The sequence below is a fragment of the Taibaiella sp. KBW10 genome, from assembly GCF_003852495.1.
GTDB lineage: Bacteria > Bacteroidota > Bacteroidia > Chitinophagales > Chitinophagaceae > Edaphocola.
In genome coordinates, this window is record NZ_QAJI01000001.1 from 576,013 (window position 1) to 591,768 (window position 15,756).

The window sequence follows — 15,756 nt, forward strand, 5'->3', positions numbered from 1 at the left end:
CCCGCAGGTGGTTTTAAACTATATTGCCATCATCCTATTTAGCTGATAACCGCCTACCGGATGCGTTTTTTATTACTGGACGGCACCCATTTATTTTTACGGCAATCCGGGCAGCTTGTATGGTCTGCCGCTTGCCAGTATTGGGTGTGGCCACAGAAGGTACAGGAATAATGCCCTTCCCGGTCAATTCTGTCGAGGCTTTGATCCAAAGAACCGGGCATAATGGGTAAGCCATATTTCACTTCTTCATCCGGGTAATAGAAAATACTGATGCTTCCGTTTACCTCTACAATGGCCTGTTCAATCTGCCCCAGCTGAGAGACGCTCTGTAATCTTAACTCTGCAAAGAACTCATCTTCTCCCAAAGTTTCTTTTCGAAAATTCTCTATAGAAAAAGCGCCATTCTTAATCAGGCAAATCGGCTTACCCTCTACCATTTGTTCAAATTTCTTGTGCTTCCCGATCAGATAGGTAATGGTGGTGTACATGCCAATGACGAGGGTAAATACGGCTAAAGAAGGCAGGATACCTACATCCTTATAGAACATAGGGTCGCCGGCTGCAGAACCCAGGCCAATGATCACGACGAGTTCAAAAACGGACAATTGTTTCACACCCCGTTTACCCAGAATACGCAGGGCAATCATGATTATGGTAAACATAATGACGGTTCTGAGGGCTGTTTCCCCAAGGAATACCCAGTCTTCTTTTCCCAGCAGGACTTCTTTCCAGCTAAAACTATTTTGCGCTTGCAATAAATGTGGTCGCATAAATTGAAGTTAGGTAAAATATCGATTCAATTCTGAGCGCAGCTTTTTTCTTAAAGAATATAATCCGGTCTTTATTTCGCCTGGATCAACTGCATCATGCCATTAATATGCTTGGCCCCGTATAGTACCAGAATCTTCTTATCGGATGAGGCTTTAATCAAACGGGCTACATGTTCATTCCGATAATCCACGATGACCGGCGTGATATCATTATTTAATTTATCGCAGGGATACATCAGGTTGTCAAAACCAGCCTCAAAATCGCATGGTGTTAGCTTTATCTGGCCATAACGCCTTTCATATTCGGCGATTAATTGCCCTATACGCAGGTCGGCATTCAGATCCGATTTTGTAATCCCAAGATCTTTGTATTCCGGTTGTGTGATAACATCGGGAAAGAATTTTTTCAAAATGGCATAAGTTTGACGGGTAGGTTCAATACCGATCATTTTCCGAAGCTTTAAGCGCAGGGTATCGACAGCATTGGTATCTTTTGCATGTGCCGATCCTTGCAGTTGTTCGTAGTAAACTGTGTAGCCTTGCGATTTGTACTTGTTTACAATATTTTTCACTTCACTATAAAATTCGGGGGTAGAGACGTGAGCCAGAGGGACAAAAGCAACGGTCTTGTTTTTTAAGGTGACCGTTTTTATCTCCGGTGTCTTGGACTTCATGGCTGTTAAGCTCTCCTCAATTTCACTTTTCTTTTCCGGTGGCAGGCTATTGATGGCCATTTTAAACATGGTTTCGACCTGCTCGGGCGACATCTTGCTTAATATAGATAAGGCGGAATCCTGTTCCCGACTCTGGGCAAAGGAGGTGGCCCTTCCGGCAAAAAGAAAGTTGCCAATACAGAGGATAATAAATGCTAAGGGTTTTATACGATACATAATACATAAGGTTTAAGGCCATAATATTATTGAGAAAAAATCAGATAAACCAATGCTTAAGGTTATTTAATGTTAAAGGGTAAGCGCTTAAGCACAAGGGAACCAGAAGTAAGGGATCTCTTCTGTAAATTCTTTCACCACTATTTTATACAAGTGTAGATTTTTTATAGTTAAATTTTTAAATAAAAAAACACCGATGCATGGCAGCACCAGAACCTGAATAAAAATAACACAGATTAAATCAATTATTTGACCTTAGTTATATATAAAACTTTGATTTGTTTATTTGTGATTAAAATTCAATTAATTATCACAAAAGTGAAATATATTTCATTTTTCAACATTTTCCTTATAATTTGCGACATCATTTAAAATCACTTTATACAAAAATTCATGAAAAAACTATCCATTTTCGCCTTACTTATAGCGGGTTTGGCTTTTACAGGTTGCAAGAAAGAATTTGCAACTGAAGAACATCTTCCAATATCGCTGAAGACAATGAGCGGCACAATTACGAATATGCCAACAGTCATTGATGGCATGCTTTATTTTGAAACGGACGATCAGTATTTACAATATGTACAGGGTTTGAAAGATGCCGTTGAAAACAAGGAAGATGATCGGGAAGATGATGAAATATTGAACGAAATTGAAGCATCAATGGGCTTTAATTCATTACGTAAACAAAGGTATACGACATTCAATATTCAAAATCAAACCGGTTGGGGAAAGTATGAAGATATCCCTGAAATGAATGAAATCGATAAAGTTGACCAGAGTATTTTTAACACGAAAAGTGAATATAAGATTGGTAACAAGGTCTATAAAAAAATGAATCATAAATATGACATCGTTGTTGACCTAAGTTCAAATAATGCTGTTGAAATCTTAAATGGCGCGCGCGTTCTAGTGGAAGAAACCGAGCATAAAGGCGACATCACATTAAGCCAAATTAGAAATTTAGATTGGACAAAAAAATCATTAACAATCCTCGATCTGTCAATCAATGGATGGGAAATTACACCAATGGATGAAAACCCTACTCCACTAGCTGAATATGAATTATCTGGGTTTGTACATGAAATGAATGCTTGCGGTGGAACACTAAACCGCATGACCGTTCGTAGCATGACATTAGTGAAAACAGGAACAAGTACGCCATATGCAGCTTACTACACAGTCAACTATGGCGATGGAACACCTGGATTAGTGGATTATCATGCAACGGCTGGAATGTTCGGTGTGGAATATTATGATGAACACCAATATGCAAATGCAGGAACATATACAGTAACCATTTCTGCTAAATTAACGCCAACCGGAGCCATCCTCGCATCTCAAACTTACCAAGTAACAGTTACGAACTCAGGCGTGTGTTCGAAAACAACAAAAGAGAAAGTATACACATATGAAATAGATGCAACACACAAATTACGTTGTACAATTAAATACCGTAATCACTGGGTGTTCTATCGTGGTTGGATTGTAGATGGTACCGCAACAGCAGAGTACTATGTTAAATCTGGTTCAACATGGAAAAATCAAAAAGCAACAACATTAGGCGTAAAAGTGAAATCATATGCTTACAAGAAAGATGAAAACAACTGTATATTATATACAGGTACTGATGCTTCAGGTCTTTGGGTCGAGTCAGATTTAGCCCAAAACAATAAAAAATCAATGACAGTAGGGAGTAAAGGACATGGCCCCGTTGTTAAATATATAACAATCGATGCTTGGTTCCAAGTTACCGTAAACAACGTTATATACAACAAACTGTACACGATGACCGCGTGTGATTAATTAATGTTATTTTGCAAAATAAAAATTGAACCGGAAATGAAAAAAGCTCTTGTATATCTGGGAATATTAGTTGGGAATATTGCAACTGCTCAAACAAACAGCATTGAGGTAAGTGCTACGCCCAAAGTATGGTTAAACAGCCTAGATGTATATAGGGATGACTTCGGTGAAAATGCGCTGTCATCAAAGAATAGGTTAGGTATAAATGCGGATGTTAATCTCAGGAGAACGACAAAAAAGAATTGGACTTATGGATTAGGTATCGGATGGGGACAATATTCCGAAAGACTGAAGATAAGATATAAAGACTTTAGTGTGCTATGGGCAAACGGATCGTACAAGGACAGAAGTATGAACGGAACCTATGCAACTAACATCGGATATCTTTCAGCACAAGTATTTGGTGGTTACATTTTCTCACTACCTTCCACAACAAAAACAACTCGTAAGTTAGGAGTCGAATTAGGTCTAAAAAAAATGTTCTTTCTTCAAGGAGGTAAGGGTCAAATTGCACAAAGACTCTATGTGGATATGAGCAATCCGGCAAGCGACTTTGCTATATTTAAATGGGGATCATTGGGGATGGATCAGTTTTCAGGGCCGATCTTGGCTGAACTTTCCGCAACCTATTACGTCCAAATGAAAAATAGTCCGCATAAGTACTTTGTTGGTCTTGTTTTAAGCGGTTTTCCTGCATTTCAATATCCTTTTTATGATGGAGAAGAATATGATGGAATGTCAACATTGATCGAATATAAACGTGATATGAGTGGCAATAGAACCTATGCAAAAAAAGGTGAAAGTACATTTCCTTATTATGCATCAGTAGGTATAAAGATAGGTGTTGATCTATTCAATTTTTAAATCAAAATAGCTGACTACCCGGTTTTAAGAAACATATTTTCTTCTTTTCTTTTGCCTGGCAGCAAAAGAAACAAAAATGCCTGTTTTCATCAAGGCGATTGCTCCGCATCGCAAATTGCTACCGTTACGTGCTTTGATCTTTGAGCCGTATTGTAATTGTTATTTTGCTCAAAGATCGCAACTTCACTCGCAATTTGCTATCGCTGTGATGAAAACAATAAGCGATCCGTACAGAACAGATCACTTAGGACCGACCTTATAAATCCGGCGTTAAGAAAATCATTGGCTCGGTCGCAAATTCGTAAACCACTGTCTGAGCGCAGCGAGTTTGGTTTGCGAACGACCGACACATTGATTTTTAGCCATGGATTTATATAGCCTTGATTTTTTGGCGGTACCTTTTGTATCAAGGCAAAAGGTAGCAATACGAATAAATGGAAAACAAAATAATAAAGAAAGTCTTTGTTTCCTAAATGCAGATACTCAATTTAAAATAAATGAATGAAGGCAGTCGTAAGGACTGCTTTTTTATTTTGAATCACCAATTGTATAATCAGGTTCAATCATCTTTTTATTAATCAAGTCCTAACCAATTATATGTATAGAGTATTCGATACCTTCTTTCTTTTCATCTGTTGTTACTTCTTCAAGCACTTCCGGTGTATAATACAATATAATAAGAACAGCTATTTCAGCATTATGCCAAAATAATCGGGAAAACTATGAAAAGTAAGGAGGAGTCTAATCCCATTCCAGAAATACGAAAAGCTATCAAAAACCAATACAGTATCGATTCTTAATAGCTTTAAAACAGAAAAAAGCACCCTATTGGGTGCTTTTGGAGGGAGGCTAATGGGTCTCGAACCCACGACCTTCGGAACCACAAACCGACGCTCTAACCAACTGAGCTATAGCCTCCATTTTGGGACTGCAAAGATAGGATAATAGAATTGAAATTACAAAAAATATACTCAATATTTTTCTACAACTCTACAGATAATCCCTCGTAAGTCGCTCTGGTATTGGTAAAGATCGCTTTTGCCTCTACTTCAAACTCTTCTATATTTTTGTATCTGCTGGAATAATGTCCCAATAATAACATCTTGACCTCCGCTTCCTCAGCCAGCATAGCCGCCTGGCGGGCGGTGGTATGGTAGCGCATATTGGCCAGGTCACTTTCTGCATCCAGGTAGGTGGATTCATGATAGATCGCATCGGCATTTTTGATTACCTGCAAAAAAGAAAGCGTATATTTCGTATCGGCACAATAAGCATATACTTTATCTGCTTTGCCTACTTCTGTTACCCATTCATTTTTCACCAGCAGCCCGTCTTTACGCGTGTAATCCTCACCCAGTTTTAATTTATTATAAAATGCCTGGGGAATATTGTATTCTCTACAGGCTTCAGGTACTATTTTTCTGCCGCTGCTTTTCTCGGTAATCACAAAACCATGTGTGGGAATACGATGATCAACCGGAAAACAGGATACACTATATAAACCATTTTCCACGATAAGCCTGTTTTCTCCTTCATCTTTAATCGTTTGAAAGATTAAATCGAAGGGCATAATACTACCACAGGCATCCAGCTGTAATTTGATGATCTTCGGAAGTTTCTCGGGACAGTGTATATGGAGCGGATCGGTTCTGCCCAATAAGCCTAAGCTATTGATCAGGCCGATCAGACCAAAATAATGATCGCCATGTAAATGGCTTATAAAAATATGCTGGATCTTACTTCTTTTAATGCCATACTTCATTAATTGCATCTGAGTACCTTCTCCACAGTCTAAAAGGAGCAGATGATCTTTAATCTCCACAATTTGGGCACTTGGGTTACGCCCATGTGCCGGAATTGCAGAATTATTGCCTAGTATGGTTATTTTCAAAATACCTGAATATTAAAGTTCATTCAAAAGCCCGCGTTCCATCATCTCATGATTAATGAAATCGACCGCTTCAGGCATAGTGGCTGCGATGTTTATGCTCAGGTGTAAACGTTCCTGTTTCATTTTCTGCATCACAGACTCTTGTAAATTGACAAATACAATAGAACCTTCTTCGTTGTAAATCGTTTCGTGCAGCCCCAGTAAAGCATCTAAAGCATCATTTTCCATATACTCTGCATGAGCCATATCAATAATATAACATTGGCCGGAATTTGCTTGACTACCTTCTTTTGTTTTGCTAGTCAAAGCAGCTACAAATTCTTGATTCATCACACTCCCCTCGGGGCTTATAATGATATAGGTCGGTTTAATTTCAATCGCAAATTTCATGTTCGTATCCTTTTTATGATTCTGGTTAATAGTCTGTCCTAACAATAATCAAACTTACAAAAAAAAAGTTCAAAATGTTCGTTATTAAATATAGACGCAATTTTCAAAGTAAAAGTTTAGTGCTTTAAAAAATGAGCCGCACTTTTTGTCCCATTGCTCTCCGTGAAAATATAATAACTACCCGCTGTAAGGCCTGACACATCTATATATACGTTATTCTTTACCGTTCCGGATTTTATTTCTTGTCCTAAAACATTAACGATTCTATAATAAAAAATCGTATTTTTTTCACTGCTTAAGCTTATAAATTGATTTGCCGGATTCGGCACTATCTGTACCTCATTTTTATTCATCCGGTCAGCAATGCTGTTGGTTCTGTTATTCAATACCGCAATGCCCGAAAGATCAAATCCACCGGAAGCATAGGGACTGGGATATGGATCGTTGATCAGGTTTCCCTGTGCATCTTTTGATCCCAATAAAGGATTTACACTACCGATCACATCGACCAGTCTCACATGTGTAATATTATTGATATCCAAACCGGTACTGTCCTGTAATTCTTCCAAATCGAAAGGTGTACCATAGCCCAACACATAGCGGCCTGCAAGGTTTTTATACTCCCGGCCATCTACATAGGTCCAGTTCCCATACTGCGTTGCTGTGCTGCCGGTGTAGCTTGCCGGGAAGCGCACATAGCGCTGTCCGTCAGAACTCACCTCTACAAAAGCAAATTCCAGGAAGGCTTGTTGTGGATTTTGACCGTCTACAAAGCCATTCTCAAAAACAGCAAAATCCGGCCCGCTCATGTTCTTAATAGGATTGGCAAAAGTCAGGACAGCAGTGCCGCTATCTCCAAGACTGACGACATCTGTACTGCTTCCGGGAATCCCTACCCCATTCGCGTCTACGCCGAAGCTGGCTAAACCCTGGCTATGATCTGCAATATCTACCCAACCCCTGGTCACGGTACAAGCCGTAGCCCATGCGGAGATCCGGGTGTCTGTTTTGCTGACCGCATACGCATCTACATTATTTTGCGCCAGCGCAGCGTGGGAACACAAGCCACTAAGGCCGATCATGAATAATTTATGAAACTGTTGCATTGCTTTTTAATTTATTTAAAAATCGTTTAGTTAATGATATAGAGGAAAATGCTAATCCGATGATAAAGCCCCACCAAATACCGGATGCTTGCAGGTTAAAGGTTTTGGCCAGCCAGTACCCAACCGGTAAACCTAATACCCAATAAGCTACAAAAACCAATACGGTCGGGAATTTCACATCTTTTATGCCTCTTAATAAACCGGCACTGATGACTTGCGTGGCATCAAATATCTGGAATATACCTGCGAGCAAGAGCAAGTTTGCTGCAATCATGATTACTTCAGCATTGCCTTCTGACTGGTTATGCAAAAAGGCGATCGGCAATACATGACGGAAGACCACAAATAAAAGGGCACAAAGAACGCCGTAACACAAAGCTAGTAAAAATGTGCTTTTGCCAATGGCGGAAATCTTGGACCATTTACCCTGGCCAAAAGCATTACTCACCCTGATGGAACCTGCCTGCGCCAATCCCATAGAAACCATAAAGGTGAAGGAAGCACATTGGAGTGCCACCTGGTGGGCCGCCAATTGCTTGCCACCGCCGCCCATACTACCGACGATAATACCGGAAACGGCAAATACACCGGCTTCCAAGCCAATTTGCAGGCTGCTGGGGATACCGATGGTCAGCAGCTCCTTGATGCTGGTCCATTTGAGCTGCCACTGTTCTTTTCGTAAGCTGATATAAGGTTTGTAAATTCTATGGGTGAGGATAACATAGGCTAATACGACGAAAATCAGGCTTCTGGTGATCAAGGTGCCGTAGGCTGCGCCCACCATCTCCATTCTCGGGAATCCTAAATTACCAAATACTAAAAGCCAGTTGATAAAAATATTGATCGGTAAAGAAAGGACAGACAAGACCATTGCGGTACGGGTATATTCCAGACCATCTGTGAATTGTTTCAGGGTCATAAATAAAAGCATAGGCACAATAGAAAGCCCCATAACTCTCAGGAAGGGTAAGGCCAGTTTGGCCACTTCTTCATCTTGTCCTAAATGAAATAAAATATTCTGTCCCCCCTCGATACCTAAAGAGATCACGACCGCACTCACCGCACAGATCCAGAAACCGTTGTACAAATAGTGTGAAATGGCCTTATCATCTCCTTTTCCTTTGGCCATGGACACGAGTTGTGATACTGAAATGGTAATACCAATACCCAATACGAAAGGGATATTGATGACACTAAGGGCTAAAGCCGCCGCAGCGACTTGTTTATAACTTTCCGGACCGGTAGCACCTATCATTGCCGTATCAATGATATGCAATAACATTTGCGCCAGTTCGCCAAAAATAATAGGCAGTGCAAGTTTTGTCGTATTTCTTGCTTCTATTTTGAGTGACATAAAAAAATGTGGATATACTAAGAACCCGCAAAGATAACGGATTCTCGCTTTACTAAGGGCAAAAGCGTTCTGATGCAGCGTGCCGCTCCTTATATTTTAGCGGCAATTTCGGCGATCGCCATCATGGTTTTATGATTACGAACGGTTGTGGTAAGCTGCAATTTCTTATCAAATAAGGTATTGGTCAATTTAGTATTGCCAAATTTCTGAATATGAAGATAGATAGTCTGATGAACCAACTGAAAAACATCCGGAAGGTATTGTTCTGCTTTTATAGCCGATAGCAAAGACGCGTCCGGCACTTTGGAAAGCAGCATATAATGCCAGTTAACAGCATCTTCTACGCCTGAAGCAGCATAAGGATTTTCGTTCAGAATCTGTTGCCACTCTTCCCTAGAACGTATGATGACCGGGATATTCAATCCAAAATGGTTCCGGATACTATTCTGAATGAGTGTGGTTAGGGCCGCATCATCCAGTTTATCATTATGTCGAAAGACAATGTTACCACTTTGAATATAGGTGGTAACCTCTTGCAAACCCGCTTCACTAAGCACCGTTTTCAAGTCGGCCATTTTAATCATATTGTTGCCGCCTACATTGATACCGCGCAATAAAGCAATACTTACATTCATTTTTGATTCAATTTTATTTATGTTTCCTACAACAAGGATAGTATTATAAAAAAAATACCTATAAAAACTTATAGGTATTTTTAAGACAATAAAAAGTATGCATTAATGACCCAGGATATAGGCAAAAATAAGCGGTGCAACAATTGTGGCATCACTTTCTACAATATATTTAGGGGTATTGATATCCAGTTTTCCCCAAGTAATTTTTTCATTAGGCACTGCTCCTGAATAAGAACCATAGGAAGTAGTGGAATCGGAGATCTGACAGAAATAAGACCAGAACGGAACATCATGCCATTCCAGATCCTGATACATCATTGGTACCACACAGATCGGGAAATCGCCGGCAATACCACCGCCAATCTGGAAGAAGCCTACACCTTTACCACCACTGTTGGCACGATACCACTCGGTTAAGAAGATCATATAGTCAATCCCGTTTTTCACAGTACTTACCTGCAATTCACCTTTGATACAGTAACTGGCAAAGATATTACCGGTAGTACTATCTTCCCAACCCGGAACGACAATAGGAATATTTTTTTCTGCTGCCGCTACGATCCATGAATCTTTAGGATCGATCTCATAATATTGTTCCAACTCCCCGCTTTTCACTACCTGAAATAAGAACTCATGTGGAAAATAACGTTCTCCTTTTGCTTCGGCTTCTTTCCATGCTTTTACCAAGTGCTTTTGCAAACGGCGAAAGGCTTCTTCTTCCGGAATACAGGTATCCGTTACACGATTGTAGTGATTTTCCAATAAATCCCACTCGTCCTGCGGAGTAAGGTCGCGATAATTGGGTACACGCTTGTAATGTGAGTGTGCCACTAAATTCATCACATCTTCTTCCAGGTTTGCACCGGTACAAGAGATAATTGCTACCTTATCCTGACGAATCATTTCGGCCAGCGAAATACCTAATTCTGCTGTACTCATAGCACCGGCAAGAGAGACCAACATTTTTCCACCTTCATTCAGATGTGTTTCATAACCTTTTGCAGCATCTACCAATGCAGCGGCATTGAAGTGTCTGTAATGATGTTCGATAAACTGAGAAACAGGACCTTTACTCATTGTTGTAATATTATAAGTTTAGTATTGTAAATGTTTGAAAATATCCCGCAAAAGTAAGGCAAATAAATAGACTTTTAAGGTTAAAATTTGTGTATTCCATCTATAGGCTCCAGGCAGCAAACTGATTAATATTCATTACATAATAAACTATGAAAACCAAAGCCAACCTATAGATAATCCTCCCTTCCTTAAGGCTTGTATATTACTTTAAATACTTGTGTATGGCCGGGGTTTTTCAAGGTCAGCAGATACATACCAGGCGGCAATGCACCTAAAGAAATCACTTTATGATAGTCATTTCCGACAATTACAGCAGAGACCTGCTGACCCAGCATATTGGTAATCAAACATTGTGTCGATGCCCAACCGGCGCCCAATTGAACATTAATTTTACCATCATGACTAAGCGTAGGGAAAACTTTTACCGGCGTCTTATCGGTCACCATCACATTATTTACAGGGCTATATTGAATATTGCCATCATCATTTGTCCAGTATAAGCGGTAATAATTCATGCCTTCTGCCGGATGTTCGTCTATCATCCGATATGTATGTGTCCCTTCCAACAGCATTATCGAAGACACTATCCGTTCAAAAGTATGAGCATCGCTGCTTTGATGGGCATACAGTTTCATATGAGGCATTGTCGCATTTAGGGTAAAGTCAAGTGCAACCTGTTTGTTGGACATTGTGGTCGCTTCAAATCGCTTCAGGCTGGCGGACAAGGGGACAGCCAAAGGGACGATTTCAATATAATTATGTGAGCCGTATGCCTCTACTCTTATTGTGCTGTTTGCATCCAGAAAGCCCGTCCATATATTATTGACGGTAAATGCATTATTAGGACTGGTATATTGTGTATTGCTGCCATTGTATATCGTCATTTTCAGTTTACCTGCCGCTCTGCGCAAATTAATCTGATAGGTACCTGCAGTAAAACCCTTACGCTTATACACCGTGGTGGCATTAGTGGCTGAAGTGAAATCGCATCCCTGATACCCGGCAGCGGTACTGGGCCCGGAACTATACCATGCATAATAATCACTACTATTGAATCCCAGGCTGTCTGTCCTGAATTTGCCATAATATTTTGGATTGGTACCATAATAAGGATTGCTGCCGGTACTACCGTCTTTGTATGCAGAAACAAGCCATTCAAAATTCCCCCAAAGTGCTGTATCTGCAATATTAGCCGGACCAGCATTAACCGTATACGCAGGACCGGTATAGGTACAATTATTCAAATAAGTCTTAAAGTAATAAGAGCCGGTATCATAAATTGTTCTTGGCAACTGCGTCCCGGTAGCTAATACGGTACTGTTGCCCATCCGAAACCACTGCACACTGTCATTTTGCAGGCTACCCACAGTAAGCTTAGCCGTATCGCCGTAGCACAAGGTACTGGTTGCGGGTACACTATTATTGATAAGAGGATCGGTCTGCATTGTACTAACAGGAAGTGAACGTATGCTTAATGCGCCGGATGTATGTCTTGCGGCCACTGCAAAATATTGTGTTCCCGTCCATTGTTGTCCGGCACCTAACACACTGGTTGCCGCCAGACGAATGTTGCGCGCAGGATGCGCAACGCTATCGACCGGGTACATATATTTTTCACCAAGACGGTAGATGATATATTTCCCGCCTGTATTATTAGATAGCGTATCCCATTGTAAACCTATGGTATCAGCACAAATACGGGTTAAGGCAAGGTTAGCAGGTGTTGCCATTACCTGAAAATATTCGCTCGTATCTACTATGGATTGATTTCTTTGTTTCACCATAATACGTGCTGTAGCACTATGAGGAAAGGATGCTGGAATGGTGTATTCATAATATTTTTTGTCAGGGGCCAAGGTAGCCAATAGAGCAAAAGCTTCCCCGCTATTGCGTTGCAGATACAGCTCCAGGCTGTCGGTATTGACTGCAGTATTATTGGAAAGGTTCCAGGTAAACATCATATTTTTACCGGCCGGTATGCGATAGTCTGATACCGGGTTGGTGATCTCGATATGATAAGGCAACATATCATAAGTCAACACATAATCCTGGGGGCCTTGCGGCACTACAGTTCCGTTTACATAAACCGTGTAATTGCCGGCCAAAGGATTATCAATGGTCACTTGCTCCACATTATTCAAAGTGTCTTTTTTCCTTAAAGGGAGGTCATAAACCGTACTTGGCGTCGGATTGAGTACCCATGGCCGTAGCGTATCTCCCGTCGGAGCGACAAGGTACATATCCAAGTCATTTACGAGCGCCTTGACTGCACCGGAGGCGCCCTGATAATCGTGCCAGTATAGCATAAACCGGGCTTCACTCGTACCAGCCGGAACATTAAGAACATACTGTGCTGCACCCGCAGACCCTTGTGGCATTACGCCTGTAAGAATCCGTTGCTGCTCAATCGTTCTTTTAGCCCGGATAGGATTAATGGTGCCAAAGCCTGTTTTAAAGTCAATCCCTTTCTTATCTATATCATAAGCGGTATTTAAGATTACAGCCTTGACAACATCACTTCTGGGAGCCGTATTATAGGTATTAGTATATACTTCGTACAAAATAGCGGCCAAGCCCATCACGCCGGGGGAGGCATAAGAGCTTCCTTCTCCACCTTCGGCACATACATCAGGCTTCAGGCGACCATCCGCAGTAGGCCCATTATTGGTCCACTCGTGATGCTCTCCTGGTCGGGCTGCAGAGTGGACGGTAAAATTATTTTTATTCACTTTTATATCTCCGGTCAGATTGGCCCAACCTGCGGAATAACCATTAAAAGGACCAGAATCACCATTGTTACCTGCAGAATAACTGTGGAGATAGCCTCCAAGACTTCTCGTAATGCGATCCAATTGCCGCGCATCGTTATTATAACTTACCTGTCCCGCACTCCAACCTACAGAATGATTGCTCACCATAGGTTTTATATTATCATTTAAATAACGGCTCTCGGCAATATTATACCAATCCACATACAAGGAAGTAACCCCTGGAGCCATACCCCGGTCTTCAAATTCATTATAATTATTTGCTGCGCCAACGATCGCGGCACAACTGGTACCATGACCGTTAACATCCGTTCCGAAAAACTGTGGATGCTGCCTGCCTTTCATATTAAAATCATAAGCCGTATCCACACCAAAGGTTTCATAATTTCCGAAGTACACCCCATTTCCACTCGCGCCAAGCGTATACTGGTAATTAACCGGTAATACCTGATTGGAGAATAGTTTAAATGCCCATTCATCTTCCGGCGTTCCGGCATAAACCTCTGCAGAAGCAACAAAAGACAAACTTGTGATTGAAGTCAAATTTTCTTTTGAAATATTTTTGATCACGATCGCATTATCACCGCAGTATGCTTCCCGCGTATATTGTAGGCCTAATTGCTTCAGGTATTCCGTAAGTAAGGGCATATCGGCCGTATCATAAACGCTAATCATGATCGCCTTGCCAAATAACGCTTGCTGGTCAAGAAAACCGGTCAATGCGGTGCTGATCTTTATTATGGCCGGAAGATCGGTAATACCGCTCAGTGGAATCAGTTCCCGATTACTCAACTCCTCCAAAGCATTAAGGCTTTTATCCAATTCGGGCATTCTGCTTATATAGCCATTGCCGGGATACCAGTCTTTCAAGACTATGCCAATTGACTCTACTGCTTTTCGTTGTTCCGCAGTCAGAATGCGATCAAAAGAAAGGAGTAAATATTGCTTCTGATAGGCAGCAAAATCAATAAGGCCTTTTTGCCGGTATTCCCCTACCGTCTGCCTTTTTAATTCAATGGTACCTTTTTCGGTCAGGAGCTGTTGTGCCGACGCATGATGCACTCCCCCGGCCAGCATCATGCTAACCAGTAGGTTCTGTAATAATGTTTTCATTTTTTCGAATGTTTGGTTAAAGTCCTTTCAAAGATATTGCAAAAAAACACTAAATGATAAGGGAAATACCACATCATTTTATCGACGATACATAGGATCCTATACAAATTCAAAAATCCATCGGGCACCCTATATTCATCTATATGCTATATCTGAAGGGCATACTTACAGAGAATAAAGAGGGTACAATACATAATCAGGTATCAGTAATAATTATCCTTTTGGATTTAATAATGCCTTACATTTGGAGATTATTTTTTTATAAAAAACCAGAAACAATGTCTGTACATAGCGAAATAAAAAGAGTGACAACCCACACCCTTCAGAAAATGAAAGTAAAGGGAGAAAAGATATCCATGATTACCGCCTACGATTTTGCTTTCTCGGGCATTTTTGACGAAGCAGGTATCGATATTATTTTGGTGGGCGACTCTGCTTCTAACGTGATGATGGGTTATGAAACAACACTGCCGATTACTTTGGATCAGATGATCTTTATGGCGGGCTCTGTGGTACGTGGTGCCAAGCGTTGTTTTGTCGTATGTGATTTACCATTTGGCACCTATCAGGGCAATAGTAAAGAGGCCTTAAACTCTTCTATACGCATCATGAAAGAGGCGGGTGCGCATGCGGTAAAACTGGAAGGCGGCTTGGAAGTATGTGATTCTATTGCGCGGATTGTGAGTTCGGGTATTCCGGTCATGGGCCACTTAGGCTTAACCCCGCAATCTATCTATAAATTCGGCACCTACACGGTACGTGCCAAAGAAGAGGTGGAAGCTGAACTGCTGATCAAGAATGCCCATGCGGTACAGGAGGCAGGTGCCTTTGCTTTGGTGCTGGAAAAAATTCCGGCAACTTTAGGTAAGCGCATTTCTGAAGAATTAAGTATTCCCGTTATTGGTATCGGTGCAGGAATGCATGTAGATGGCCAGGTATTGGTGATGCACGATTTGCTGGGCATTACAAAAGATTTTTCTCCAAGATTCCTACGCCGATATGCTAACCTGAGAGATGACATTCATCATGCAACAGCAAAATATATTGCGGATGTAAAAAGTAAAGATTTCCCTAACGATCAGGAGCAATATTAAT

12 protein-coding genes and 1 tRNA gene are annotated in these 15,756 nt (G+C 41.0%); 3 read left to right on the forward strand and 10 right to left on the reverse strand.

What is annotated here, in order from left to right:
* Positions 1–53: 53 nt before the first annotated feature.
* Both DBR32_RS02525 and DBR32_RS02530 read right to left on the reverse strand, forming a co-directional pair.
* Positions 54–770, reverse strand: a complete 717-nt coding sequence (locus tag DBR32_RS02525) for a YetF domain-containing protein (RefSeq protein WP_124634704.1) — start codon at positions 768–770, stop codon at positions 54–56.
* 71 nt (positions 771–841) lie between these two features.
* Complete coding sequence (locus tag DBR32_RS02530; protein WP_124634705.1) at positions 842–1,660, reverse strand: hypothetical protein; 819 nt, start codon at positions 1,658–1,660, stop codon at positions 842–844.
* 393 nt (positions 1,661–2,053) lie between these two features.
* Between DBR32_RS02530 and DBR32_RS02535 the strand changes: the two genes are divergently transcribed.
* Together DBR32_RS02535 and DBR32_RS02540 are read left to right on the forward strand one after the other, a co-directional pair.
* Entirely contained in the window at positions 2,054–3,463 is a 1,410-nt protein-coding gene (locus tag DBR32_RS02535) for a hypothetical protein (RefSeq protein ID WP_124634706.1), read from the forward strand.
* A gap of 36 nt (positions 3,464–3,499) precedes the next feature.
* Positions 3,500–4,327 carry a hypothetical protein gene (locus DBR32_RS02540; protein ID WP_124634707.1) on the forward strand — a complete coding sequence of 276 codons (828 nt, stop codon included), beginning with the start codon at positions 3,500–3,502 and terminating at the stop codon, positions 4,325–4,327.
* A gap of 843 nt (positions 4,328–5,170) precedes the next feature.
* On the opposite strand, the gene DBR32_RS02545 is transcribed toward DBR32_RS02540, so the two are convergent.
* The 8 genes from DBR32_RS02545 to DBR32_RS02580 all read right to left on the reverse strand — a co-directional run bounded on the left by DBR32_RS02545 (position 5,171) and on the right by DBR32_RS02580 (position 14,661).
* Positions 5,171–5,246: transfer RNA gene (locus DBR32_RS02545), tRNA-His, on the reverse strand.
* A 63-nt stretch (positions 5,247–5,309) separates the two neighbouring features.
* A complete protein-coding gene (locus DBR32_RS02550) occupies positions 5,310–6,218 on the reverse strand; it encodes a ribonuclease Z (RefSeq protein ID WP_233559644.1) in 909 nt (302 codons plus the stop codon).
* A 12-nt stretch (positions 6,219–6,230) separates the two neighbouring features.
* Positions 6,231–6,608 (reverse strand): STAS domain-containing protein, encoded by a 378-nt coding sequence (locus DBR32_RS02555; RefSeq protein ID WP_124634709.1) that lies wholly within the window; start codon positions 6,606–6,608, stop codon positions 6,231–6,233.
* A gap of 116 nt (positions 6,609–6,724) precedes the next feature.
* Complete coding sequence (locus tag DBR32_RS02560) at positions 6,725–7,714, reverse strand: T9SS type A sorting domain-containing protein (protein WP_124634710.1); 990 nt, start codon at positions 7,712–7,714, stop codon at positions 6,725–6,727.
* Entirely contained in the window at positions 7,698–9,068 is a 1,371-nt protein-coding gene (locus tag DBR32_RS02565) for an MATE family efflux transporter (RefSeq protein WP_124634711.1), read from the reverse strand. The genes DBR32_RS02560 and DBR32_RS02565 overlap by 17 nt, the downstream gene beginning before the upstream one ends.
* Positions 9,069–9,157: 89 nt before the next feature.
* On the reverse strand, positions 9,158–9,703 hold the full coding sequence (locus DBR32_RS02570) for a DUF1697 domain-containing protein (RefSeq protein ID WP_124634712.1): 546 nt from the start codon (positions 9,701–9,703) through the stop codon (positions 9,158–9,160).
* 102 nt (positions 9,704–9,805) lie between these two features.
* Positions 9,806–10,780, reverse strand: coding sequence for a deoxyhypusine synthase family protein (locus tag DBR32_RS02575; protein ID WP_124634713.1), 975 nt, complete (start codon positions 10,778–10,780; stop codon positions 9,806–9,808).
* Between the two features lie 188 nt (positions 10,781–10,968).
* Positions 10,969–14,661, reverse strand: coding sequence for a S8 family peptidase (locus tag DBR32_RS02580; protein ID WP_124634714.1), 3,693 nt, complete (start codon positions 14,659–14,661; stop codon positions 10,969–10,971).
* A 278-nt stretch (positions 14,662–14,939) separates the two neighbouring features.
* Here DBR32_RS02580 and panB point away from each other — a divergent pair, with 278 nt between their 5' ends.
* Positions 14,940–15,755, forward strand: a complete 816-nt coding sequence (gene panB, locus DBR32_RS02585) for a 3-methyl-2-oxobutanoate hydroxymethyltransferase (protein ID WP_124634715.1) — start codon at positions 14,940–14,942, stop codon at positions 15,753–15,755.
* Position 15,756 lies beyond the last annotated feature (1 nt).

What these genes read in the sequence shown, in the direction of transcription:
- DBR32_RS02525 (WP_124634704.1), bottom strand. Translation starts at nt 770, where the DNA reads ATGCGACCACATTTATTGCAAGCGCAAAATAGTTTTAGCTGGAAAGAA.
- DBR32_RS02530 (WP_124634705.1), bottom strand. Translation starts at nt 1,660, where the DNA reads ATGTATCGTATAAAACCCTTAGCATTTATTATCCTCTGTATTGGCAAC.
- DBR32_RS02535 (WP_124634706.1), top strand. Translation starts at nt 2,054, where the DNA reads ATGAAAAAACTATCCATTTTCGCCTTACTTATAGCGGGTTTGGCTTTT.
- DBR32_RS02540 (WP_124634707.1), top strand. Translation starts at nt 3,500, where the DNA reads ATGAAAAAAGCTCTTGTATATCTGGGAATATTAGTTGGGAATATTGCA.
- DBR32_RS02555 (WP_124634709.1), bottom strand. Translation starts at nt 6,608, where the DNA reads ATGAAATTTGCGATTGAAATTAAACCGACCTATATCATTATAAGCCCC.
- DBR32_RS02560 (WP_124634710.1), bottom strand. Translation starts at nt 7,714, where the DNA reads ATGCAACAGTTTCATAAATTATTCATGATCGGCCTTAGTGGCTTGTGT.
- DBR32_RS02565 (WP_124634711.1), bottom strand. Translation starts at nt 9,068, where the DNA reads ATGTCACTCAAAATAGAAGCAAGAAATACGACAAAACTTGCACTGCCT.
- DBR32_RS02570 (WP_124634712.1), bottom strand. Translation starts at nt 9,703, where the DNA reads ATGAATGTAAGTATTGCTTTATTGCGCGGTATCAATGTAGGCGGCAAC.
- DBR32_RS02575 (WP_124634713.1), bottom strand. Translation starts at nt 10,780, where the DNA reads ATGAGTAAAGGTCCTGTTTCTCAGTTTATCGAACATCATTACAGACAC.
- DBR32_RS02580 (WP_124634714.1), bottom strand. Translation starts at nt 14,661, where the DNA reads ATGAAAACATTATTACAGAACCTACTGGTTAGCATGATGCTGGCCGGG.
- panB (WP_124634715.1), top strand. Translation starts at nt 14,940, where the DNA reads ATGTCTGTACATAGCGAAATAAAAAGAGTGACAACCCACACCCTTCAG.